The 21,878-nt window shown below is 61.4% G+C and carries 19 protein-coding genes and 2 pseudogenes; 8 read left to right on the top strand and 13 right to left on the bottom strand.

The genetic code is table 11. The features are described 5' to 3' along the window. Positions 1–47: 47 nt before the first annotated feature. The gene (locus BSG20_RS26615; RefSeq protein WP_072380254.1) at positions 48–1,571 is read right to left on the bottom strand and encodes an outer membrane beta-barrel protein; all 1,524 of its coding nucleotides are present in this window, start codon (positions 1,569–1,571) and stop codon (positions 48–50) included. Positions 1,572–1,696: 125 nt separating this feature from the next. Here BSG20_RS26615 and BSG20_RS26610 point away from each other — a divergent pair, with 125 nt between their 5' ends. Beyond that, entirely contained in the window at positions 1,697–2,692 is a 996-nt protein-coding gene (locus tag BSG20_RS26610) for a KpsF/GutQ family sugar-phosphate isomerase (protein ID WP_072380256.1), read from the top strand. Here the strand turns inward: BSG20_RS26610 and BSG20_RS26605 are convergent, their stop codons facing one another. Beyond that, positions 2,693–3,148: an NfeD family protein gene (locus BSG20_RS26605; RefSeq protein ID WP_072380258.1), complete on the bottom strand. Its 456-nt coding sequence runs from the start codon at positions 3,146–3,148 to the stop codon at positions 2,693–2,695. Between the two features lie 3 nt (positions 3,149–3,151). Continuing rightward, on the bottom strand, positions 3,152–4,150 hold the full coding sequence (locus tag BSG20_RS26600) for an SPFH domain-containing protein (RefSeq protein WP_072380260.1): 999 nt from the start codon (positions 4,148–4,150) through the stop codon (positions 3,152–3,154). 202 nt (positions 4,151–4,352) lie between these two features. Between BSG20_RS26600 and queC the strand changes: the two genes are divergently transcribed. From queC to queE, 3 genes are read left to right on the top strand one after another with little or no spacing between them, the layout of a single operon-like run. Then, positions 4,353–5,063, top strand: coding sequence for a 7-cyano-7-deazaguanine synthase QueC (queC, locus tag BSG20_RS26595; RefSeq protein WP_072380262.1), 711 nt, complete (start codon positions 4,353–4,355; stop codon positions 5,061–5,063). Then, positions 5,063–5,419 (top strand): 6-carboxytetrahydropterin synthase QueD, encoded by a 357-nt coding sequence (gene queD, locus BSG20_RS26590; protein WP_072380264.1) that lies wholly within the window; start codon positions 5,063–5,065, stop codon positions 5,417–5,419. The genes queC and queD overlap by 1 nt, the downstream gene beginning before the upstream one ends. Next, the gene (gene queE, locus BSG20_RS26585; protein WP_072380266.1) at positions 5,416–6,153 is read left to right on the top strand and encodes a 7-carboxy-7-deazaguanine synthase QueE; all 738 of its coding nucleotides are present in this window, start codon (positions 5,416–5,418) and stop codon (positions 6,151–6,153) included. The genes queD and queE overlap by 4 nt, the downstream gene beginning before the upstream one ends. 3 nt (positions 6,154–6,156) lie before the next feature. Here queE and hemH read toward each other — a convergent pair whose 3' ends face one another. The 7 genes from hemH to BSG20_RS26550 all read right to left on the bottom strand — a co-directional run bounded on the left by hemH (position 6,157) and on the right by BSG20_RS26550 (position 13,085). Further along, entirely contained in the window at positions 6,157–7,191 is a 1,035-nt protein-coding gene (gene hemH, locus BSG20_RS26580; RefSeq protein ID WP_072380268.1) for a ferrochelatase, read from the bottom strand. A 123-nt stretch (positions 7,192–7,314) separates the two neighbouring features. Beyond that, entirely contained in the window at positions 7,315–9,210 is a 1,896-nt protein-coding gene (locus BSG20_RS26575) for a bifunctional metallophosphatase/5'-nucleotidase (RefSeq protein ID WP_072380270.1), read from the bottom strand. 189 nt (positions 9,211–9,399) lie between these two features. After that, positions 9,400–9,768, bottom strand: coding sequence for an outer membrane lipoprotein Omp10 (omp10, locus tag BSG20_RS26570; protein WP_024318277.1), 369 nt, complete (start codon positions 9,766–9,768; stop codon positions 9,400–9,402). 170 nt (positions 9,769–9,938) lie between these two features. Next, the gene (locus BSG20_RS26565; protein ID WP_072380272.1) at positions 9,939–11,390 is read right to left on the bottom strand and encodes a homospermidine synthase; all 1,452 of its coding nucleotides are present in this window, start codon (positions 11,388–11,390) and stop codon (positions 9,939–9,941) included. 135 nt (positions 11,391–11,525) lie between these two features. Beyond that, positions 11,526–12,401 (bottom strand): heme-dependent oxidative N-demethylase family protein, encoded by an 876-nt coding sequence (locus tag BSG20_RS26560; protein ID WP_072380274.1) that lies wholly within the window; start codon positions 12,399–12,401, stop codon positions 11,526–11,528. Between the two features lie 9 nt (positions 12,402–12,410). After that, positions 12,411–12,779, bottom strand: coding sequence for a nuclear transport factor 2 family protein (locus BSG20_RS26555; protein WP_072380276.1), 369 nt, complete (start codon positions 12,777–12,779; stop codon positions 12,411–12,413). Positions 12,780–12,800: 21 nt separating this feature from the next. Beyond that, on the bottom strand, positions 12,801–13,085 hold the full coding sequence (locus BSG20_RS26550) for a YciI family protein (RefSeq protein WP_024318273.1): 285 nt from the start codon (positions 13,083–13,085) through the stop codon (positions 12,801–12,803). Positions 13,086–13,217: 132 nt separating this feature from the next. On the opposite strand from BSG20_RS26550, the gene BSG20_RS26545 reads away from it, so the two are divergent. Continuing rightward, entirely contained in the window at positions 13,218–14,126 is a 909-nt protein-coding gene (locus BSG20_RS26545) for a sensor domain-containing diguanylate cyclase (protein WP_072380278.1), read from the top strand. Here the strand turns inward: BSG20_RS26545 and BSG20_RS26540 are convergent. The 3 genes from BSG20_RS26540 to BSG20_RS26530 form a co-directional block, all read right to left on the bottom strand. Then, positions 14,123–14,749 carry an aminotransferase class IV family protein gene (locus tag BSG20_RS26540; RefSeq protein ID WP_072380280.1) on the bottom strand — a complete coding sequence of 209 codons (627 nt, stop codon included), beginning with the start codon at positions 14,747–14,749 and terminating at the stop codon, positions 14,123–14,125. The genes BSG20_RS26545 and BSG20_RS26540 overlap by 4 nt on opposite strands. After that, positions 14,749–15,906 carry an aminodeoxychorismate synthase component I gene (locus BSG20_RS26535; RefSeq protein WP_072380282.1) on the bottom strand — a complete coding sequence of 386 codons (1,158 nt, stop codon included), beginning with the start codon at positions 15,904–15,906 and terminating at the stop codon, positions 14,749–14,751. The genes BSG20_RS26540 and BSG20_RS26535 overlap by 1 nt, the downstream gene beginning before the upstream one ends. Positions 15,907–16,089: 183 nt before the next feature. Continuing rightward, positions 16,090–17,943 carry a M3 family oligoendopeptidase gene (locus BSG20_RS26530; RefSeq protein ID WP_072380325.1) on the bottom strand — a complete coding sequence of 618 codons (1,854 nt, stop codon included), beginning with the start codon at positions 17,941–17,943 and terminating at the stop codon, positions 16,090–16,092. A gap of 208 nt (positions 17,944–18,151) precedes the next feature. On the opposite strand from BSG20_RS26530, the pseudogene BSG20_RS26525 reads away from it, so the two are divergent. From BSG20_RS26525 to BSG20_RS26520, 3 genes and pseudogenes are all read left to right on the top strand, one after another. Continuing rightward, positions 18,152–19,409 (top strand): annotated as a pseudogene (locus tag BSG20_RS26525) (sigma-54-dependent transcriptional regulator); the annotation flags it as partial. 71 nt (positions 19,410–19,480) lie between these two features. Continuing rightward, a pseudogene (locus BSG20_RS38945) lies at positions 19,481–19,705 on the top strand (helix-turn-helix domain-containing protein); the annotation flags it as partial. Between the two features lie 179 nt (positions 19,706–19,884). After that, a complete protein-coding gene (locus BSG20_RS26520) occupies positions 19,885–21,777 on the top strand; it encodes a peptidoglycan L,D-endopeptidase MepK (RefSeq protein ID WP_072380286.1) in 1,893 nt (630 codons plus the stop codon). Positions 21,778–21,878: the final 101 nt, after the last annotated feature.

Here is a 21,878-nt window from a genome sequence, read left to right as displayed (position 1 = left end):
GCGAATTGCGTCCGCCTCAAGTCTCCCACTTGGAGGCGGATTTCGTTTCAGCGCTTCAGTTTGAGGCCGACACCGGCTCGCCACTGCTCGGAGTCGCTGCTCGTCTTGCGAGACGTCAGTTCGTAGCCGACCGTGCTGGTCAGATCGAGGTAGCGGTTGAGATTCCAGATCAGACCGGCGCTGGTGGTGTAGACCGTTTCGTCGCTGGTCGAGCTATCCGAGGGGTAATCGCGCAATGTAATACCGCCAAGCACCGTGCCCGTCAGGTTGTCACGCAGCTGATGCGTGAGGCCCGTCGTCAAGGCATGGGAAACGTAGCCCGATTCACCGGCGGTCGTCGACGGGTTGATGCTTGTCAACAGGCCGATGTTAACGTCGGTGCCTCTGAGCGGCGACCAAAGGAGTTGAGCGTCCACCACGGCCGTGTCGATATTCGAAAGGCGCGGATCGTCGAAGGTGGCCGTCTCGTAGCCGACGCCAACCTCGCCGCGAAGCTTTTCGCCCATATCTAGCTCGACGCCGACCTTGGCGCCATAGCTATCCCCCGACCGCCGGAAGCCAGCCGAATCAACTCTCTCGTCATAGACCGTCGTGCCGACATTGGCCTCGATGAAGGGGATGAGCGCGGGAGAAAGCTCGTAGCCGATACGGCCGCGGATCGTGCCGCTGGTCTCGTTGCGGTCGCCCAGTGAAATAGTGGTGCCGTCCGACAACGTGGCGTCGGAATAGATCGCGCGGCTCAGACCGATGCCGGTAGCGCCGCGCAGGATGCCGAAGTCGCGCTCGATCGAGGCGCCGGCGCTGAATTCCTGGACGTCCGATTGCTTGTCCGCGTTCTGCACGGCATTCGGATCATCGGTGTCTTCGCGATAGAAATGGTAGCCGCCGCTAATGTGCGCCGTCGTGTCCTGCGCAAGATCAAGGCGCAGATCGCCGATGATCCTGAAATCAGGCTGTTCTTCGCCTTCGCCGCTGACGTTCTTCTGCCAGGCGCCTTCGGTGGTCACCAACAGCTGGTGCAAGGCCCAGTCCGACGTCAGCGTCGTGTGCATGTCGGTTTCGAGGAACGCGCGCGTCTGCTTGACGCCGCCATCCTTCTGCGTCTCGGTGTTGATGCTCTGGGTGACGGTGGGGCGCAGCACGAAGGTTCCGATGCGGATGCCGGGCGTTTCCTCGGTTGCCGGGTTCGGCTCCGGCTTGCGGGGCGGCAGCCGCTCGTCGAGCGGCGCCTCGCGCGTGTTGAGGCGTATCATGTCCTCATCAAGGATCGCCCCGGTGGTTTCATCGCTCGGCTTCTGATCGGGCGCTGCAATGGCGGCGGCGGTGGCTCCTTGCGCGGCATTATCAGCCGCCGACGTGGTGCCGTTAGACGGGTTTGGGATATCGCCTTCATCCTCGGTCGCCGCAGCAGGCTGCGTAGTGGACGAGCGTAGCGAGCTGTTTGGGGCCGGCGTCGACTGCGCAAATGCGGCTTGGGGAGCAACGAGGACGCCTACCGTCAGAGCCATGGATAAGGCAAAGCCCACCGCACGGAGCGGCGTTAGACTGCTCGTATCCTTCCTATGGCTCATGTCGATCCTGGCATGCTTCGAAGCGTTACCCGAACGTAAAGGCTTGTGGTTAACCATTCGTTGCGACGGCATGCCTTGAGGATCAGCCGATGGACTCGGCCGGTGAAAACCGCTAACGCAGTGCCATGATCAAAAGAGCGGTAAATGTCATCGAAAACGGTGTTCTTGAGTCTGCAAAGCGGACGATCGGCACCGAGAGGCGGGCGCTTGAAGCCCTGGAGCGAGCTTTTGACGACGGCCTTACCGAGTCTTTCATGCGCGCCGTCGAGATGATCACCGGGATCACCGGTCGCGTCATCGTTACCGGTGTCGGCAAGAGCGGCCATATCGGCGTGAAAATCGCGGCGACACTGGCTTCAACAGGAACGCCTGCGTTCTTCGTCCACGCTGCCGAGGCCAACCATGGCGATCTCGGGATGATCGGCACGACGGATGTCGTTCTTGCCCTTTCCAAGGGCGGAGAAAGCGCCGAGCTTCGCAGCATCGTCGCCTATACGCGTCGTTTTTCGATTCCGCTGATTGCCGTCACCTGTTCCGAGAAATCGTCACTCGCGACTGCCGCCGACATCATCCTGCTGATGCCGAACGAGGAAGAGGCTTGCCCGCATGGCCTCGCTCCGACAACGTCGACGTTGATGCAGCTGGCGATGGGCGATGCACTGGCAATCGCCCTGCTGGACGCGCGCGGCTTCTCTGCCCGCGATTTTCATGTCTTCCACCCAGGCGGCAAGCTCGGTGCGAGTCTCAGCCACGTCGCCGACATCATGCATACTGGTGATCGCGTGCCATTGGTGGCGAAGGGGACGTCGGTGCCGGAAGCCATCTCGACACTCTCGCGCAAACACTTCGGCTGCGTCGGGATCGTGGAAGAGGATGGCCGTCTCTGTGGTATCGTTACCGAAGGCGACGTGGCGCGCAACCTTACGCGCAATCTCTCCGAGCTGCTGGTTGACGACATCATGACGCGCACGCCAAAGACGGTGAAGCCGACGGTGCTTGCAACGGCCGCGCTTGCGATGCTCAACCAGCACAGCATCGGCGCACTGATCGTCATCGACGACGACAACCGCCCGATCGGGCTCGTGCACTTCCATGATCTGCTGCGGATCGGAGTGGCCTGATCAGGCCGCTTCCACGGTTAGATCGCGGCCGCTGCTTGCCACCACTTTTACCTTGGTGCCGATTGGCAGGTCCGGGCCGCTGACGCGCCAGACAGTATCGTCGAGGCGAATGCGGCCGCGCCCTTCGCGAATGGGCTCCGCCAGCGTTGCGGTGCGCCCGACGAGGCTTTCGGCCCGCTGATTGAGGAAAGGCTGATCCGTTTCGCCGTGCCGCAGGGTCAGTTTGCGGCCGATGAACGTTGCCACGACGGCAAGCAGCGCAAACAGGATGGCCTGAACCTGCCAGAACCAGAAACTGCTGTCCCAGAACAGCAGCGACAAAATGCCGACGACCAAGGCAGCAAGGCCGATCCAGACGAGGAAGAAGCCCGGTGCGATCAACTCTGCCGCCAGCAGCACCAGGCCGGCGATCCACCAGCTCCAGGGTCCGAGTTCCGCGACAAGGCTGGCAATCATGGTTCAGCGCTCCGTGGTCGGGTTGAAGGGGCTGACGGCCGGTGTGGTGCGCTGCGTTGGGCGCGGCGCCGGCGGTATCGGATTGTCGCCAAAGACCTCCTTGGCAATCGCGCCAATGCCGCCGAGCGATCCGATGAGGGAGGACGCCTCGACGGGCATCAACACGACCTTGGAATTGCCGGCGGTGCCGATCGCGGCAAGCGCTTCGGTATATTTCTGCGCAACGAAGTAGTTGATGGCCTGGACATTGCCGGATGCGATCGCTTCGGACACCATCTTCGTCGCCTTGGCTTCTGCTTCGGCGAGGCGCTCGCGAGCTTCGGCGTTGCGGAAGGCCGCTTCGCGCTGGCCCTCGGCCTGGAGGATTGCGGATTGCTTGGCGCCTTCGGCGCGAAGGATCTGGGCATTTCGGGCGCCCTCGGCCTCAAGCACCTGCGCCCGCTTCTCGCGCTCGGCCTTCATCTGCCGCGCCATGGCGTCCACGAGGTCGCGCGGCGGTTGAATGTCCTTGATCTCGACGCGCGTCACCTTGATGCCCCAGGGCTGCACGGCATCGTCGACGACACGCAGAAGGCGGTCGTTGATCACATCGCGGTTCGACAGCAACTCGTCGAGATCCAGGGAGCCCATCACCGTGCGGATGTTCGTCATCGTCAGGTTCAGAATGGCATTCTCGAGCTGCGCGACCTGATAGGCGGCCTCGGCGGCATTAAGGACCTGGAAGAAGGCGACGGCGTCGGCCGAAATGGAAGCGTTATCCTTGGTGATCACCTCCTGGGTCGGCACGATCAGAACCTGCTCCATGACGTTCATGCGGGCGCCGACACGCTCGATGAAGGGGGTAATCAGGTTGAGGCCGGGTTCCAGCGTGCGGGTGTAGCGGCCGAAGCGCTCGATCGTGTAGCGGTAGCCCTGCGGCACCGTCTTGATCCCGGCAAACAGGACCAGGATGACGAAGACCACCAGCGCAATAACGACGATATCAAAGCCGCCCAGAACCATAAAACTCCCCCGCGATAGAATCGACTGACGCAACCTTAGACCAGCCGACCTGAAACGCCAGTATCTTCAACAGGCGAGACCGTTTGGTCATGGATTCGATATGGGATGTCGGTTGGCTATTCACAACGTGGTCGCTTTGGCCTAGAAGGCCCGCAGGAAATACCGGTCGCAGCCCACCCGGTCAAAACAAGGGATCCTCATCATGAAGACTATCGTCATCTGCTCCGGCGGATTGGACTCCATTTCGCTCGCCCATCGCGTGGCGGCGGAGCACCAGCTTATCGGCCTGCTTTCCTTCGATTACGGACAGCGACACCGCAAGGAACTTGACTTTGCCACAGCCTGCGCCAAGCGGCTCGGCGTGCCACACCAGATCATCGATATCCGCACCATCGGGCGGCACCTGACGGGATCGGCGCTGACCGACGATGTCGACGTGCCAGATGGCCACTATGCCGAAGAGACGATGAAGGCGACTGTGGTGCCGAACCGCAACGCAATCATGCTGGCAATCGCCTTCGGTCTTGCCGCGGCTCAAAAGGCAGATGCCGTGGCCGTTGCCGTGCATGGCGGGGATCATTTCATCTATCCCGATTGCCGCCCGGGCTTCATCGATGCCTTCCAGGAAATGCAGAACCAGGCGCTTGACGGCTACGCCAGCGTCTCGCTGCATGCACCCTACGTCAACATCTCGAAGGCCGATATCGTTACCGATGGCGCGAAATACGGAACGCCGTTTGCCGAGACGTGGTCCTGCTACAAGGGCGGTACACGCCATTGCGGGCGTTGCGGCACCTGCGTGGAGCGGCGTGAGGCATTTCATCTTGCTGGCGTTGCCGATCCCACGGAATACGAGGATCCGGATTTCTGGGTGGCGGCAACATCAGGCTATTCGGCCAGGGAGGTGAAGTGATGTTTCGCATCACCAAGGAGTTCCACTTCTCCGCATCGCATCAGCTGACCCATTTGCCTGCCGATCACCAGTGCGCGCGGCTGCATGGACACAACTACATCGTAGTGGTGGAGCTTGCGGCTGCCGAGCTCGACGAGAACGGCTTTGTGCGCGACTATCACGAGCTTTCGCCGCTGAAGCGCTACATCGACGAGCGCATCGACCATCGGCACCTGAACGAGGTGTTCGGCCATGACCGCGTGACGTCGGAATATCTCGCCAAGCACTTCTACGACTGGTGCAAAGAGTGGCTACCGGAAACCTCGGCCGTGCGCGTCAGTGAAACGCCGAAGACCTGGGCGGAATACCGGCCATGAGCGGGGCTCGCGAGACGCAGATCCGCGTCAGCGAGATCTTCGGGCCGACGATCCAGGGGGAAGGCATTCTGATCGGCCTGCCGACCGTCTTCGTTCGCACCGGCGGCTGCGATTATCGCTGTTCGTGGTGCGACAGCCTGCATGCGGTCGACAACGCGTATCGCGAACAGTGGGTGCCCATGACGGTCGATGGCATATGGGCAGAGGTGACGCGGCTCTCCGGGGGCAAGCCGCTGATGGTGTCGCTCTCCGGCGGCAATCCGGCGATCCAGCCGCTTGGCGGTCTGATCGCACACGGGCATGAGCGAGGCTACAGCTTCGCGCTGGAGACGCAGGGCAGCGTCGCCAAGGAATGGTTTGCCGATCTCGATGTCTTGGTGCTGAGCCCCAAGCCGCCCTCGAGCGGCATGGCAACGGACTTCGATGCCTTCGAGAATTGTCTCGGGATGGCCGCCGATGGACCTGAGATCGCCCTGAAGATCGTCGTTTTCGACGATCGCGACTACGCCTATGCCCGCGAGGCGGCCACCCGCTATCCCGATTTGCCCGTCTATCTGCAGCCGGGGAACCACACGCCACCGCCACCTGATGACGACGATGCGCGCGTCGACATCGATGGCATCATGGACAGGATGCTGTGGCTCGTCGACAAGGTCACCGAGGACCGGTGGTTCGAGGCACGGGTGCTGCCCCAGCTGCACGTTCTGCTCTGGGGCAACAAGCGCGGAGTCTGACGATCAAACCCAGCCGAGCAGTTCGCGACGGACGACTTTCTCCAGCACCCGCATCCCGTCCTCGCTGTCGTTGAGGCAAGGAATGTGGGTGAACTTCTTGCCGCCGCGCGCATGGAAGGAGTGGGCGGCCTGTTCGGCGATTTCTTCCAACGTCTCGAGACAGTCGGAGACGAAGCCGGGGTTCAGCACGGCGATCTTCTTGACGCCGTCCTGTGCAAGTTTCTCCACCGTCTTGTCGGTGTAGGGCTGCAGCCACTCTTCAGGCCCGAAGCGGGACTGAAAGGTCACCATGAACTTGTCTTCCGGCAGCCCCAGCCGTTCGCGCAACAGCCGGCCCGTCTTCTGGCATTGCCAATAATAGGGATCGCCCTGCTCTGAATAGGAGAGCGGGATGCCGTGGAAGGAGGCAAGCACCATGTCCGGTTGCCAATCCAGCGCCGCCAGATGGTTCATGACCGAACTGGCCAGAGCCTCGATATAGGTCTCGTCGTCGTGGTAGTCGGGGACGGTGCGAAGCGCCGGCTGCCAGCGCATCTTGAGCAGCTGCTGGAAGGCCTTGTCGTTGACCGTCGCTGTCGTTGCGGCGGCATATTGCGGGTAGAGCGGGAAGAGAACAATGCGGTCGCAGCCTTCGTCTTTCAGCGCCTGGATGCGGGACGGGATAGAAGGCGTGCCATAGCGCATCGCCCAGTCGACCCTCACGTTGGGCAGATCCTTCAGGCGCTCGGCCATCAGATTGGACTGGTTGCGGGTGTAGGTGCGCAGATAGCTTTCGTTCCTGTCCTTGTTCCAGATCGTCTCATAGGCTTTGCCTACCTTTTGCGGACGCGTGTTGAGAACGATGCCGAACAGGATCGGATACCACTTCCAGGGCGACCATTCGATGACGCGTTTGTCGGTCAGGAACTCCTTCAGGTAGCGGCGCATGGAGGCGTAGTCGGTACCACCGGGCGTGCCGAGATTGACGAGCAAAACACCCACCTTGCCTGATTTCACGGGCGGATGGTCCGCCGGGCGGTGCGCAGTATCAACAGTCATTTCAACCCCGGTGCTCGTCTGGTCTGCCGGCTCGTATGCGGCCGGGCTTCGATGTTCACCCTATAGGAACAAAAGCCGGCCCGGGAAACCCCGCACCGGCTTTCAGGATCGAGACAAATCGTCTTACTTCGACGGAATCTGCAGTTCCTTGCCGATCGTCAGATGGCGTGGCGCTGGCGTGCCGTTGGCCTCGGAAATCCTCTTCCAGAGCGCACCGTCGCCGTAGAACTGCTCGGCAAGATCCCAGAGCGTATCGCCAGCCGCAATGACGTGGTTGGTCGGCGTGTTCGGGGCAAGCGCAGCGGGAGCTTCGGCCGTGGGTGCTGCCGGAGCCGCAGCGGGTGCCGATGCCGCCGGGGAAGCAGGCGCAGCGGGCGCGGCCTCGGTGGTTGCCGGCGCTTCGGTTCCGGAGGCCGCAACTTCTGTCACGCGGCCGTCCGTATAGGGCTTGTAGGGCGAATGCGCGGCCAGGTATTCGGCGGTCACGTCGGCAAGGTCCGGTCCGAAGTCGTAGGCGTTCTTACCGGCCGTCTCGAAGATCGAATAGCCGTCGCCACCCGCGCGCATGAAGTTGTTGGTGACCACGCCATAGCTCTTCGCGTCGTCGAGCGGCACGAAGGCATCGCCCTCCTTGACCTCGACCGATACGACACGGCTGCCAGCGGGCTTGGCTTTGTCGAACGTGTATTTCAGGCCCGACACCTGTGGGAAGCGGCCGGCGCCCTCCTCGATCTTGCCGAGGCCGTTTTCCAGCGCCTTGCGGATATCGGCGCCCGTCAGCTGGAAGGTCGCAAGCGTGTTCTGGAACGGCAGTACGGTGATGACTTCGCCCTGAGTGACGTCGCCGGCATCAATCGAGGCACGCAGCCCACCGCCGTTCTGGATGGCGATGGTCATGCCCTGGCTTTTGCCGCGGTCGAGCATGGCGTCGGCCACGAGGTTGCCCATCGAGCATTCCTCGACGCGGCACACGGTGCGGTCGCCTTGGATCGGGTCCTGGCTGGAGCCGATGACCTTCTTGCGCAGCTCCTCGATCGGCTTGGCAAGTTCGGCGATCCGGGCGGTCAGCGTCGGATCGGGCGTGAAGGAAGAATCGATCAGGATCGGGTCGCCCTTGGCTCCCTTGACGACGCCGTTGTCATCGAAGGTGACGACGATATCGCCGAGATACTTGCTGTAGGACGCGGCCTGGACCACCGGCACCTTGTAGCCACCGGGATTGTCGACCATCGTCGGGTAGGGGCCCTCGGCCTTCGGGTCGGTATTGGACAGCAGGCTGTGCGAATGGCCGCCGACGACGACATCCACGTCAGGAATCTTGGCGATGGCTGCGAGGTCGCGGGGATAGCCGACATGGGTCAAAGCGATAATCTTGTTGACGCCCTGCTTCTTCAGGTCTTCGACGGCTGCCGTGATGGTCTGCACGTCGTCGGCGATCATCACCTTGGGACCGGGCGAGGAGAGTTCCTCCGTGTCGTTGGTCACGGCGCCAACGATGCCGATCTTCTGGCCGCCGACGTCGAGCACCAGCGAAGGCTTGATGCGGTCGCCGAGCTTCGAGCCGTCGCCGGCCAACACATTGGCTGAAATGACAGGGAATTGCACCTTGTCGAGGAACGTTGCCAGGCCATCCTCGCTGTCGTCGAACTCGTGGTTGCCGACGGTCATCACGTCGAACTTCATGTCGTTCAGCACTTCGGCTTCGGCAGCACCCTTGTAGGTCGTGTAGAAAAGCGAGCCCTGGAAATTGTCGCCGGCATTGAGCAGCAGCACGTTCTTGCCATCGAGAGCCTGTCGGCGCTGGTCGATCGCGGTCTTCAAGCGCGCCGCCCCGCCGAAGCATTCCTTCTTGGCCTCTTCCTCGGCCGAGCAGGTGGAATCGAACTTGTTGATTGACTCGATGCGCGAATGGAAATCGTTGATATGAAGAATATTGAGTTCGTAGTCGGCAAAAGCGGCGCCGCTCGACAGCGCCAGCATCGACGCGGTCAGCAGACCGAATTGAAATGATTTCGTCATCCTGCTCTCCTGATTTTTTGGGCGAAGCCTTTGACCCCTGCGGCTGCGCCGTCCCTGCGTGACCGATGTTTTCACCTAGCACTAGCGGCGGCAAGAGAAAAAGCTGTGACAGCCTCGACGCTTTCCAAGAGCGGCAAACAAAAAAGCTCCCACAAAGGGGAGCTTTCGTCGTTGGGTGTCGGTGGACCTTTACATGCGGCGCGTCAAGGTGAACTGCGCCCCGGCATCCGAGGTGCAGTTCAACTGGCTCTGGGCCACCAGCGCGCAGTTGACCTTGGACTGCGTCTTGCGCACCAGCGACGTCATGTTGATCTCGACGAGCGACGGCGAGGTGTTCACATAGGTGCCAGAAGCGAGAAGCTGGTTGCTGTCGGTCGTGCGGGTGGTGAACGTTCCCGACTGGAAGGTCGAGATGATGCCGTTCGGATCCGCCCATGAGCCTTCAACGCCCGTTGGAGCCGGATTTGCGGCGACCGGCGTCGGGCGTGGCGACGACATGGTGCAAGCAGCCAAGGCTGCGGCAGCGCCGACGAGGGCAACGAGGGTTCTGATTTTCATGAGCTTCTCCCGGCGATCGGAACGAAAACTATCCGTGTGGTTGTGGAAAGACATGGCGCGGGCTTTGCGGGAAGGCAAGTCTCCAGCTAGAGGCGGCGGCATTTATACAGCAAGCGTTACAAAAATGCCCGCCTTGCGGCGGGCAACTTCGAATGTGGTGCGGGCTAAGATCAACGAACGAGGATGTTCTTGAACTGCCACGGATCCTTGGTGTCGATCTCTTCCGGGAAGAGTCCCGGGCGACCGTCCAGCGGCGTCCAGTCGGTGTAGTGGCCTTCGACGGGTCCGAGGTACTGCGTCTGCACCTCGAGGCAGCGCTTGTAGTCGATCTCGTCGGCTTCAACGATGCCGGCGTCCGGGTTTTCGAGCGCCCAGACCATGCCGGCGAGAACAGCGGAGGTCACCTGCAGGCCGGTGGCGTTCTGGTAAGGAGCGATACGGCGGGTTTCTTCCAGAGACAGGCGCGAGCCGTACCAGTAGGCGTTCTTTTCGTGGCCATAGAGCAGGACGCCGAGTTCGTCGATGCCGTCCTCCAGTTCGTCCTCATCGAGAACGTGGTGAACGGGCTGCGACGTGCCGCCATTGCCGAACATTTCGTGCAGCGACAGCACGGCGTCGTTGGCCGGATGATAGGCGTAGTGGCAGGTCGGGCGGTATGTTGCTTCGCCATCCTTGTCGCGAACCGTGAAGTAATCCGCGATCGAGATCGACTCGTTGTGGGTGACGAGGAAGCCGTACTGCGGGCCGGGCGTCGGGCACCAGGTGCGCACGCGGGTATTGGCGCCCGGCTGCTCGAGGTAGATTGCCGCCTTGCAACCCTTCTTATGCTTCTTGCCGTTCTTCGGCATCCAGTTTTCGTGAGTGCCCCAGCCGAGTTCGGCCGGCTGCAGGCCTTCGGAGATGAAGCCTTCGACCGACCAGGTGTTCCAGAAGACGTTGAGCGGCTTCGGGTGCTTGGTGCGCTGCGTGTCACGTTCGGCGATGTGGACGCCCTTGACGCCGACCTTCTTCATCAGCTTTGCCCAGCCTTCGCGGTCGTGCTGATCTGGCTCCTCGAACTTCAGCCCGATATCGTTGGCAAGATTGACGAGTGCCTTCTTGACGAACCACGAGACCATGCCCGGGTTGGCGCCGCAGGTCGAAACGGCGGTCGCGCCGCCCGGGTTCTTCGCCTTTTCCTTGCGCAGGGTTTCGCGCAGCGCGTAGTTGGTGCGGTCGGCATTTTTCATGCTCTTGTCGAAATAGAAGCCGAGCCAGGGTTCGACGACGGTGTCGATGTAGAGAGCGCCGAGCTTGCGGCAGAGCTTCATCAGGTCGACCGACCCGGTATCGACGGAAAGATTGACGCAGAAGCCTTGCCCGCCGCCTTCGGTCAGAAGCGGCTTCAGCAGCTCCTTGTAGTTGTCCTTGGTGACATGCGACTTGATGTGCCTGACGCCGTGCTTTGCCATGATTTCGGTGTGATCTGCATCGTCGCGCGGGTCGATGACGACCATCCGGCTCTTGTCGAACTTGAAGTGGCGCTCGATCAGTGGCAGCGTGCCGCGGCCGATGGAGCCAAAGCCGATCATCACGATCGGACCGGTAATTTCGGCATATACCGGGTGGGTCTTTTCCGTCATTCTTTTCTCCTGTGGAAGGCGGCGAAGGCGATGAGCCCTAAGAATTATCTGAAATGGCGCAGATTATGCGAAGTGACCGGCTCTAACCATAAAACCGCGTCACAATAAAGAGCGTTCGGGCCGGGAACACAAATATCAGGCAGGAAAGAGGGCGTCTGCGAGCGCCCGAAGCTTGGCGCTAAGCTCTGCCTTCTGCAAGGTCAGGCCCTTGTAGGCCGCCTGCTGCTCATCGAGGCCATCCAGTTGTGCGGCGAAACTTGCGGCGAGTTTGCCGGCATTCGGATGATGGGCAATGGCCGCGATGGGATCGACATAGATGCGGATGGTGAAGAGGATATCGCCCGACGCCGGCAGCCTGCGCAGTGTCTGACGCTCGACGCGCGCGAAGCGCTCGGCAAGCGTGAACGGTTCGGCAGACGGCGGGCGACGGTGCTTGGAAAGCGGCAGGAAGAGATCGTCGGTGACGTTGACGGACCAGTTCAGCCGCTCGACCGGCTGCGAGACCTGCAGATTGTCGAAGATGCGGGTGATGAGCGCGGCATTGCGCGTCCCTTCGCCGAAACCCGGCACATCGGCGTGGATTGCCTGCATCGGGCGGCAAAACTTTTCCTTAAGCGACCAGGAAGACGGGAAGGCAACGAAGCCGGCGACGAGATGCCAGCCGTCCTCCTCGCGACGCATGATGACGAGATCGTCCTGCACCAGCAGTCCGGCGCGCAGCAAGGCAGGCGCGTCCCGGTCGGCGGCATCGGCAATGTTGTGGGCGAGCTCCGGATGGCATTCTGAAAGGTGAACCTGCAGGAGATCGAAAACCTCCTGTTGCGCCTCCGCGGTCTCCTCCTTGGCAACGAAGATCTCGTCGCGATGGCTCTCGATCAGTCGTCGCTTTTCACCGGTATAGCGGCCCCAATCGCCATCCGGTTCGATCCAGCGGGCAAGATCGAGTGGCATCAAGCCGATGGTGAACGGGCGGGCGGAGCCGTCATAGGGCGTGTAGGTCGGAAGCGTCATGACCGCACTCTATGCCGTCAACGTCCCCTGATGGAAGACCATCCGCCACTGACCGCAGGCATCATGGTGCCAGATGGAGCTGCGCAGCGATCTGATGGGTGGGCCGCTCGTGGTGGACCGCGCAGCCCTGTAGGTAACGAGCGCCAGGTCGGGAGAGAGCAATCGCATCTCGAAATCGGTCAACGTGCGCGTTGGTCCATCCGGCGGCTCGCCGAGCAGGGCGACGATGATGTCCTCATAAAGATAAAGGCCGCCGGAAGCGCCGATCTCCCGAAAGTCGGGCGAGAGAAGAGATTCGAGCGCAGGACGCGAATTGCGCACCTCCGGCTCGAACAGCCGTTGTTCCAGAGATTGAAGATGCTCGCTGAGGTCGCTCATGCCACTGCCACGTTGGTGCGTTCAGCCTTTCAAAATATCCAATCCCGCTGCCGTCGTGGTGATGGCGACCTCGGTGATATCGTATTCGGCTACGCCATGGATGGTGAAGGGGTCTTGTGCAACATAGGCCTCGATTTCGGCGCGCTGACCGACCGAAAGGATAACACCGCCGGTGCGCGGCACCTTGCGGCCAGAGCCAAGAAACCACCCCTTTGCGTAACCGTGCTTCACCCAGGCCATATGGGGCTCCATGTATTTGTCGGCTTCCTCGTTCGGCTTCACATAGGTCAGGGCGAGGATGAGCATCGCAGAATTTCCTTTCAGGGTGTTGCGTTCTGACGCATGTGAATATTCAATTGGCGTGCAGCCATCCATATTCTTTTTAGAATTCTGCTCCAAAGTGCGAACCGTTGATTTCAGCACGCCCGGAACAATCGGATGAACGAGATATCTGAGCGGCTTGCCGAATTGCAGGAAGACAGCGCCGTCCTGATCGCCATGTACGATCAGGACGACCGGTTGCGCTATGCAAATGCGGCCTTTCGTTCGACTTACGCCTTAGAAGCTGATGAGACGCCGTTGTGGTCGGAACTCATGCGCCGCAACACGCGAGCGGGCAGGGGCACGATCATTCGCACAGCCGATTTCGAGACATGGCTCGTTTCCGCACAATCGCGCCGCGGCAAGCTGCCGTTCCGGGCGTTCGAAACCGACGTCGTCGACGGCCGCTGGTTCTGGATGACCGAGACGGTGCAGAAGGACGGCTGGATGCTCTGCATCGCCAGCGACATTACGCATCTGAAGCAAAGCGGGCGCGAGGTGCGGCAGGACCGCGATTTTGCGCTGCGGGCCTCGCAGACGGATGAACTGACGAGCATTTCCAACCGTCGCTTCATGATGGCGGCGTTGGAAAGCCTGATAGCACGTCAAGACTTTGCCAATGCAGGCGTCATCGGCTGCATCTGCATCATCGATCTCGACTTCTTCAAGCGCATCAATGACATCTATGGTCACCAGTTCGGTGATGATGTGCTGATCGATTTCTCGCGCCGCGTGCAGCCGGTCATCCGCCGACGTGACAGCTTCGGGCGGATCGGTGGCGAGGAATTCATGCTGATCCTGCCAGATACAACGCTGGCGCAGGCTGAGCTGATCATCGACCGCATAGTCAGGATGGTGCGCGGCGCCCGCCCCATACCGACGGTACCTTCCTTCTGTTACACATGCTCGGCGGGACTGGCGGAGTTGCGGCCCGGCGAGACGGCGCGCGAAGTCTATGCCCGCGCCGACGAGGCCTTGTATAACGCCAAGCAGAGCGGCCGCGATCGGCTGAAGATCGTGGCCTAGCCGACGAGCCGGGCCGGGATCAGTCCACGCAGCGAATTGCCCACATAGAGTTTTCCTGATGTCAGATCTTTCACAGAGAGGCGTCCAACGCGTGCCTTGCGCTGGCAGATCAGTTCTGTGCGCAGCACGCCGGCCAGCAGGCCGCAAGAAATTGGAGGCGTGCGTAGCGTGCCGGATCCGTCGTCGAGGAAGACCGAGGTGATCGTGCCTTCGCAGACTTCGCCACGTTCGTTGAGAAGCAACATCTCGTCGGCTTCGACCGTCGTGCATTCGGCGCGCGCGGCCTCGTAGACACCACGGCGCGTGGTCTTCAGCCGCAGCAATCTGTCACTGGAATCGACACGGGTGTCGGCGATCCTAATCTTCCATTCGGTGCCTGCCGGCGCCGGCACGAAGGGAGCCGAGGTCACGTCGATGCGCCCCAACCGATCAAGCGTCAGGCGCATGCGCAGAGGCGTCGTGGCACCGGCAACGGCTTCCTCCAATTTCGCCGCAGCATTCGTGGGGTCGGGAAAGCCGATGCGACGGGCGCAGCGGGAAAGGCGGGCAAGATGCAGGCGCAGCCGAACGAAGCCGGCTTCCGGTTCCCAGCGCAGCGTTTCGATCAGCGAGAAGTCGCTCATCACGCGATCTCCTGATCACCGATGGCGAAGCGCGCCTTCAGCAGGCACTCCTCGTACTCAGCCTCGGCAGTCGAATCGAAGACGATGCCGCCGCCGACATTGAAGACGGCCTTGCCGCCGGCAAACAGGCTGATGGTGCGGATCGCGACGGAGAAGCGCATGGCGCCGCTTGGCGAAATCATGCCGATCGCGCCGCAATAGGCATCGCGCGGCACGTCTTCCAACTGGTGCAGGATCTGCATGGCGCGGAGTTTCGGGGCACCGGTGATCGATCCGCAGGGAAAGAGCGCGGCGAAGATATCGCGGATTTCAAGATCAGGAAGAAGTCTCGCCTGCACGTGGCTGACCATCTGGTGCACGGTCGGGTAGGTCTCGATGTCGAAGAGCTTGGGAACGTCGAGCGTGCCGACTTGCGTGATGCGCGAGATGTCGTTGCGCAGCAGGTCGACGATCATGCGGTTTTCGGCCTGGGTTTTGATATCCTCGCGCATCGCGGCAATGATCGCGGCGTCCTCGACGTCGCTCGCTCCGCGTTTTGCCGTCCCCTTCATTGGGTGGGTTTCGATCCAGCCTTCCTCGTCCGTGCGGAAGAAGAGTTCGGGCGAGCGCGAAAGGAGGACCGGGCCGCCGAGATCGACAAGCGCGCCGTATTTCACCGGCTGCCGTTCGATCAGTGACCAGAATGCAGCGCCCGGATCGCCACTCCAGTGGGCGGTGATCGGCATGGTCAGGTTCGCCTGGTAGCAATCGCCCTGGCGCAGATGCCAATGCAGGCGGTCAAAGCGTTGCTTATAGGTAGCGAAATCCCAGCCGGCCTTGGGTTCGCTCAGGAATTCCTCGTTCTCGCTGCGCTGCTTCGGCTGGGCAAGCGGATGGGTATCGGCCCGCGGGGCATCGAAGACACCGAAGGCGAGAAGCGGCGTTTCCCGACCTTCACTCATGAAGGCCGCCATCTTTTCCTCGAAGAGGTAGCCAGCCTCATAGGCCATGTAGCCCGCCAGCCACTTGCCTGCGGCTTTTGCCTCTTCCATGCGGGCAAGTCCCGCAAAGACCTCGGCGCGCGTCCGGGCGATGATGATCTCCGACGGATCGCAAAAGAGCATCACTTCCCCGGTCGTGTCGTCCCGGAAGAGGATGTGTGGCTCAGAAATTGTCATCCGCGCTCCCGTCTGCTGACATCGATTGCTCTGGATTTCCGCATTCCTGTGACAAGCACAGGAATGCGGAAGAAGGGGCTACCTTCATCCTTCCTCGTGAGCGTTGCAGACAATGCCAGTCGGTCGCTCCGCCCGCCGCAACGAGCAGCAGATGCAGCTTGTGGTCGGTCTCGCTGTGGCGTCTCAGCCTCTATCAAGCGCTTCCAATTCGTCGATCAGCCCTTCGATCATCGACAGGCCCTTGCTCCAGAACGACGGATCAGTCGCATCGAGGCCGAAAGGCTTCAGCAGCTGCGAATGGTGCTTGGTGCCGCCGGCCTTCAGAAGTTCGAAATACTTCTCCTGGAAGCCCTTGTCGGCCTTCTGATAGACGGCATAGAGCGAGTTCACCAGGCAATCGCCGAAGGCATAGGCGTAGACGTAGAAGGGCGAGTGAATAAAGTGCGGGATGTAGGCCCAGTAGGTCTCGTAGCCCTCTGATATCTTGATCGCCGGTCCGAGGCTCTCCGACTGCACGGACAGCCAGAGTTCGCCGATGTCCTCCGGCGTCAGTTCGCCCGCCTTGCGGGCCGTGTGGACCTTACGCTCGAACTCGTAGAATGCAATCTGGCGCACGACCGTGTTGATCATGTCCTCGACCTTCTGAGCGAGCATCGCTTTGCGTTCGCGCTTGTCCTTCGTCTTGTCGAGGAGTGCCCGGAAGGTCAGCATTTCGCCGAAGACCGAGGCCGTTTCGGCGAGAGTGAGCGGCGTCTGGCACATCAAGGCGCCCTGGGCGCTGGCGAGGACCTGATGCACGCCGTGGCCGAGCTCATGCGCAAGCGTCATCACGTCGCGCGGCTTGCCGAGATAGTTGAGGAGCACATAGGGGTGAGCCGACGGGACCGTCGGATGCGCGAAGGCGCCAGGCGCCTTGCCGGGGCGGACCGGCGCGTCGATCCATTGTTCGTCGAAGAAGCGCTTGGCGATCGCAGCCATCTCCGGAGCGAAGTTGCCGTAGGCGGAAAGCACGGTGTCCTTCGCCTCGTTCCAGGAGATGACGGCGTTGGAGGTTTCCGGCAGCGGCGCGTTGCGGTCCCAGAAGTTCATCTCGTCCATGCCGAGCCACTTTGCCTTCATCTTATAATAGCGGTGCGAGAGGCGCGGGTAAGCTTGCTTGACGGCGGCAGCGAGCGCATCGACCACCTCGCGCTCGACGCGGTTGGCAAGGTGCCTGCTATCGGCAATGTCCTCGAAGCCGCGCCAGCGGTCGGAAATGTCCTTGTCCTTGGCGAGCGTGTTGGTGATCAGCGTGAAGGTGCGGAGGTTTTCCTTGAAGGTCTTGGCCAACGCCATCGCGGCCTTGTGGCGAACCTCGGGGTCCTTTTCCTGCAGCATGTTCAAGGTGACTTCCAGCGGCAGCTTTTCGCCGTCGATGTCGAAGCGCAGTTCCGTCATCGTCTCGTCAAACAGGCGGTTGAAGGCGGCCGCCGACGTCATCGATTTTTCGAGGAAGAGCTGTTCCAGCTTGTCGTCCAGCTGGAAGGGCTTGTCCTTGCGCAGGTCGACGAGCCAAGGGCGATAGTGGCCGGCATCCGGATCGTTCGCCATGCAGGCATCGATGACCGCATCGTCGATGCGGTTGAGTTCGAGTGCGAAGAAAAGAAGGTGGCTGGAAAACTCGGTGATCTTGGCTTGCGCGTCGCCATATAGCTTGCCGTTTACCGGGTTTGATGTGTCGGAGAAATAGGTGAGGCCGGCAAAGGAGCCGAGGCGGCCGATGATATCGTCCAGCGCCTCGTATTCCTTCAGCGCCTGGCCGATGCCCTCGGTGCCTGTCTTGGTCGCGGCGTCGGCAAGCTTGCCCTTCCACTTCTCTTCGAAGGCGATTGCCTGTTTGCCGGCCTTGTCCATGTCGCCGGTGAAGGCCGTCGAGGTTGCGGAAGGGTAGAGGTCCTGCAGTTTCCACGTCGGCAACTCGCCGAGGGCGGCATCCGTCGCGGAGGCAGCCGAACTCGCCGAAAAATTAATGGCGGTGCCGGAGAGCGTGTTTTTCATCATCGGGGTCCTCTTCCTCTTTTGCGACAGGCTTGACTGTCTATGCGCCCGAAGGCTTGGCATCAAGGGGTTTTCGGTTGCTCGCAAGCTCCGTTTCGGGTCGGATTCAGTGCCGTCACAAACGTTAAAATGCAATTGTTTCTCAAAACTGGATGTTCAAGCCTTTCTGCCAGAGTGCGTCTCAGGTTTCGCATGAAGTGAGGCAGCAATGACCGGTTACAATGAGCTCAAGGGTGCAGCGCAGATTCTTGTCGTCGAGGACGACCCAATCCAGCGTCGGCTGCTCAAGAACGCGATCGAGCGTCACGGCCACGTCGTCCATCAGGCCGAAAACGGCCGGATCGGTCTGGAGATGGTGAAGAGAGGCAGCGGCCTCTACAACATCATCGTTCTTGACTTGATGATGCCCGAGATGACGGGTCTCGAATTCCTCGAGGCACTGCACGAGTTCGGCACTCATGTTCCGGTGATTGTCCAGACGGGGCAAGGCGGTATCGAGACCGTGGTGCAGGCCATGCGTGCCGGCGCCTTCGATTTCGTCGTCAAGCCGGTTTCTCCCGAGCGGATCGCCAATTCGATCTCAAACGCCCTGAAGCTCGACCAGCGCGAGGTCAAGGCGCGCGCCGGCCGCCGGTCGCGCTCCGGTGCCGTCGGTTTCGACGACATCGTTTCGGCCAGCCCGGCGATGCTCCGCGTCATCGATCTGGCGCAACGCGCCGCGCAGTCGAACATTCCTGTCGTGCTCGAAGGCGAGTCCGGCGTCGGCAAGGAACTGGTGGCCCGCGCCATCCAGTCCGGCAGCGACCGCTCCGGCAAGCCGTTCGTCACGGTCAATTGCGGCGCCATTCCACACAATCTGGTCGAAAGCATCCTCTTCGGTCACGAGAAGGGTGCCTTTACCGGCGCCACCGATCGGCATATCGGCAAGTTCATGGAAGCCGATGGCGGCACGATCTTCCTCGACGAGATCGGCGACTTGCCGCTCGAGGTCCAGGTCAAGCTGCTGCGCGCTGTGCAACAGGGGGAAATCGAGACCGTTGGCGCGCGCACGGCCCACAAGGTCAATGTCCGCCTGATTTCGGCAACCAACAAGGACCTGATCGAAGAGGTCAAGAACGGCCACTTCCGCGAGGACCTCTACTATCGCCTGAACGTCTTCCCGATCACCATCCCGGCGCTGCGCAAGCGCAAGGAGGATATTCCGCATCTCGTGCGGGTCTTCGCTGAGCGCTTCTCCAGCGAGCAGAAGGGCAGCCACCGCATGTCGGTGAGCTCCGGTGCTTTGGCCTTGCTCACCGCCTATGACTGGCCGGGCAACATCCGCCAGCTTGAGAACGCGATCTTCCGCGCGGTCGTCCTGGCCGAGGGGGGCGAACTGACCGAAGCAGACTTCCCGCAGATCGCCGCGCAGCTGCCCGAATACGAGGTCGTCGATCACTTGGCGCTGGTCGCAGACAACACACGCCACGCCCGGCAAAACGACGTCTCGACCGAAGACTATCCGGCCCATCAAGCCAGCGTCGAAGAGGCGGTCGCACGAATCACGGAGGCGCCGGACAACGCGATTGCAAGCACAAATCCTGCCGGAGACGTGCGAAAGCTTGCGGATGTGGAGGAGGAACTGATCCGATTCGCCCTTAAATTCTATCGCGGGCAGATGAGTCAAGTAGCCCGAAAACTGGGCATCGGACGATCCACATTGTACCGAAAACTCAAGGATTACGGCATAGATCCGGACAATCCACAGAAGGACGCCGCATAGGTCTTCTAGATTAACATTCCGGCAATCATCTTTTGTTACCAATCATAAACCACTTGTTAGTGGCCTGTTCACTATGTAAAGAAAAGGTTGATCACGTGTGGCATTTTTGCCATCGTGTGACCGCATTTAACAGCCAACGGTGTCAAAGAGGACCATCGGCTGTCTGACGGGGATTGAGTTTGCCGGATCTGAATGGGAATACGAGACCTTCGCGCTTGAGCTGGCGCCCAAGGTACACGGACCTTTGCGGAAAGGTGTTTAGGACGGTTATGGCCGCCCTTCTCGCACTCGTCGTTTCGTCACCGGTTCTGGTCAGCTCGCCTTCCGAGGCGGCCGGCGAAACACGCAGTCTCAAACTCTATTTCATTCACACCGGCGAAAAGGCCGTCATCACCTACAAGCGCAACGGCCGGTACGATCCGAAGGGTCTGCAGCAGCTGAACCGATTCCTTCGCGACTGGCGCAAGAACCAGCCGACGAGAATGGACCCCCGCCTTTTCGACCTCATCTGGGAAGTCTACCGCCAGAGTGGCTCGCGCGACTATATCAACGTCGTCTGCGGCTTCCGTTCGCCGGCCACCAACGCCATGCTGAAGGGCCGCTCGCGCAATTCCGGCGTCGCCGAGAAGAGCCAGCACATGCTCGGCAAGGCGATGGATTTCTTCATTCCTGACGTCAAACTCGCCACTTTGCGTGGCATTGGCATGAAAATGCAGGTCGGCGGCGTTGGATTCTATCCGAAATCCGGCTCTCCCTTCGTTCACATGGATGTCGGCGGCGTCCGCGCCTGGCCGCGCATGAGCCGCGAAGAACTGGTCCGGCTTTTCCCGAACGGCAACACGATGCACATCCCATCGGATGGCCGTCCGCTGCCAGGTTACGAGCAGGCCGTGGCCGATTACAAGCGCCGCGTAAGCTCGTCGCAGGTGCAGATGGCAAGCTCCGGTGCCTATGCGGGCTCGTCATCGAGCGACCAGCCCAAACACAAGACATTGTTTGCCGCCCTGTTTGGGGGTGGCGCCGACGAGGCTGAAGACAGTTCCGATGATGATAGCAGCGCAGCAGTGGCGGTCGCCAAGGCGTCGCCGCCGACGGCTGACATGCCAAACGCCGCCAATCCCGGCGAGCAAGTGCCCGCGCAGGCTACTGAAGTCGCAAATGTCAACGCGCCGGTTCCGCAGGTGCGTCCGGCGTTCGCCAATCAGCAAGGCGGTACCGAGGTGGCTAGCGCCCTTGTCGCTCCGCAATCCGGAAACGCAGCGCAACAGGCCCTTTCCGCTGTGACTGAGCAAGGTCAGCAGCAGTTCGCGGATCTCAGCGCCTACAGCGTACCGGTGCCTTCTCTGCTTGGACCGCGCCGCTCTGCGGGTGACGCGGAAGTCGCTTCGGCCGATCCGGCTGCGGGGACGGGGAGCCTCACAGCGGTTCCGAGGCCGGCTGAACGACCGGCGCTTGCCGAAAAGCTTCTGGCAGCGGCGAATGCCGATGCTGAAGCCGACGACGACGTGGCAGACCAGGAGGATACGCTTTCTCCGGCCGTTGCCGATGCCCTTGACCAGCAGAATGGTGATGGCGACCGTCAGGTTGCGTCCAACCAGCCGCCGGTCACGAGCGTCGAGCAGGCTATCAACGCGGCAACGCCGCAAAAGGTTCCAAGCGAAAAGCCGCCACTGCAGCTTGCCGCTCTCGCGCCTGCCACGAAGTCCGCAAGCTTCGGCGATGCCTTCGATGCACCGAAGTCGGCGGATGCCAATGGGCTGTCGCAGGGCCTGCCGACCAAGGGTGGCCGCCCGACGAAGCATGAGGCCGCAGAAGCCGACGCCAGCCGTGCGACGGTTCGCACCGAGCCGAAGCTGACGCAGAAAATCATCTCGCAGTGGGCGCTCACCAATGCCCGCATGGAAATGGTCACCAGGCCGGTCAAGGCGCCGCGCTTCGTCAGCCAGACGCTGCGTGCCCAGCCGACCGCAGTCTATGCCGAAGGCTTCACCAAGACGGCCTCCATCGATCCGGGCCGCTTCAGCGGCAGCGCGGTCAACTTCATGGAAGTGCGGAAGTTCGGTTCGAACTAAGGCCGGCATGGAAGAATTTGGAAGGGCCGCCGGAGCGATCCGGGGGCCCTTTTGTTTTGCCGACCGTGGCGGAACGTCGCGCAGTGAGACGTCGCTTCCCG

This window comes from Rhizobium tibeticum (assembly GCF_900110205.1).
Lineage (GTDB): Bacteria > Pseudomonadota > Alphaproteobacteria > Rhizobiales > Rhizobiaceae > Rhizobium > Rhizobium tibeticum.
Note: the sequence above shows the minus strand (reverse complement) of the source record. Positions and strands in the feature narration are given on the sequence as shown.

Bases quoted from the DNA above. Each gene is read 5' to 3' on its own strand.
- BSG20_RS26605 (WP_072380258.1), bottom strand. From the start codon at position 3,148: ATGATTGCCAGCCTTGTCGCGGAACTCGGACCCTGGAGCTGGTGGATC.
- queE (WP_072380266.1), top strand. From the start codon at position 5,416: ATGAGCGGGGCTCGCGAGACGCAGATCCGCGTCAGCGAGATCTTCGGG.
- BSG20_RS26535 (WP_072380282.1), bottom strand. From the start codon at position 15,906: ATGACAATTTCTGAGCCACACATCCTCTTCCGGGACGACACGACCGGG.
- BSG20_RS26565 (WP_072380272.1), bottom strand. From the start codon at position 11,390: ATGACGGAAAAGACCCACCCGGTATATGCCGAAATTACCGGTCCGATC.
- BSG20_RS26560 (WP_072380274.1), bottom strand. From the start codon at position 12,401: ATGACGCTTCCGACCTACACGCCCTATGACGGCTCCGCCCGCCCGTTC.
- BSG20_RS26545 (WP_072380278.1), top strand. From the start codon at position 13,218: ATGAACGAGATATCTGAGCGGCTTGCCGAATTGCAGGAAGACAGCGCC.
- hemH (WP_072380268.1), bottom strand. From the start codon at position 7,191: ATGACTGTTGATACTGCGCACCGCCCGGCGGACCATCCGCCCGTGAAA.
- omp10 (WP_024318277.1), bottom strand. From the start codon at position 9,768: ATGAAAATCAGAACCCTCGTTGCCCTCGTCGGCGCTGCCGCAGCCTTG.
- BSG20_RS26615 (WP_072380254.1), bottom strand. From the start codon at position 1,571: ATGAGCCATAGGAAGGATACGAGCAGTCTAACGCCGCTCCGTGCGGTG.
- queD (WP_072380264.1), top strand. From the start codon at position 5,063: ATGTTTCGCATCACCAAGGAGTTCCACTTCTCCGCATCGCATCAGCTG.
- queC (WP_072380262.1), top strand. From the start codon at position 4,353: ATGAAGACTATCGTCATCTGCTCCGGCGGATTGGACTCCATTTCGCTC.
- BSG20_RS26530 (WP_072380325.1), bottom strand. From the start codon at position 17,943: ATGAAAAACACGCTCTCCGGCACCGCCATTAATTTTTCGGCGAGTTCG.
- BSG20_RS26550 (WP_024318273.1), bottom strand. From the start codon at position 13,085: ATGCTCATCCTCGCCCTGACCTATGTGAAGCCGAACGAGGAAGCCGAC.
- BSG20_RS26555 (WP_072380276.1), bottom strand. From the start codon at position 12,779: ATGAGCGACCTCAGCGAGCATCTTCAATCTCTGGAACAACGGCTGTTC.
- BSG20_RS26610 (WP_072380256.1), top strand. From the start codon at position 1,697: ATGATCAAAAGAGCGGTAAATGTCATCGAAAACGGTGTTCTTGAGTCT.
- BSG20_RS26600 (WP_072380260.1), bottom strand. From the start codon at position 4,150: ATGGTTCTGGGCGGCTTTGATATCGTCGTTATTGCGCTGGTGGTCTTC.
- BSG20_RS26575 (WP_072380270.1), bottom strand. From the start codon at position 9,210: ATGACGAAATCATTTCAATTCGGTCTGCTGACCGCGTCGATGCTGGCG.
- BSG20_RS26540 (WP_072380280.1), bottom strand. From the start codon at position 14,749: ATGAGCGACTTCTCGCTGATCGAAACGCTGCGCTGGGAACCGGAAGCC.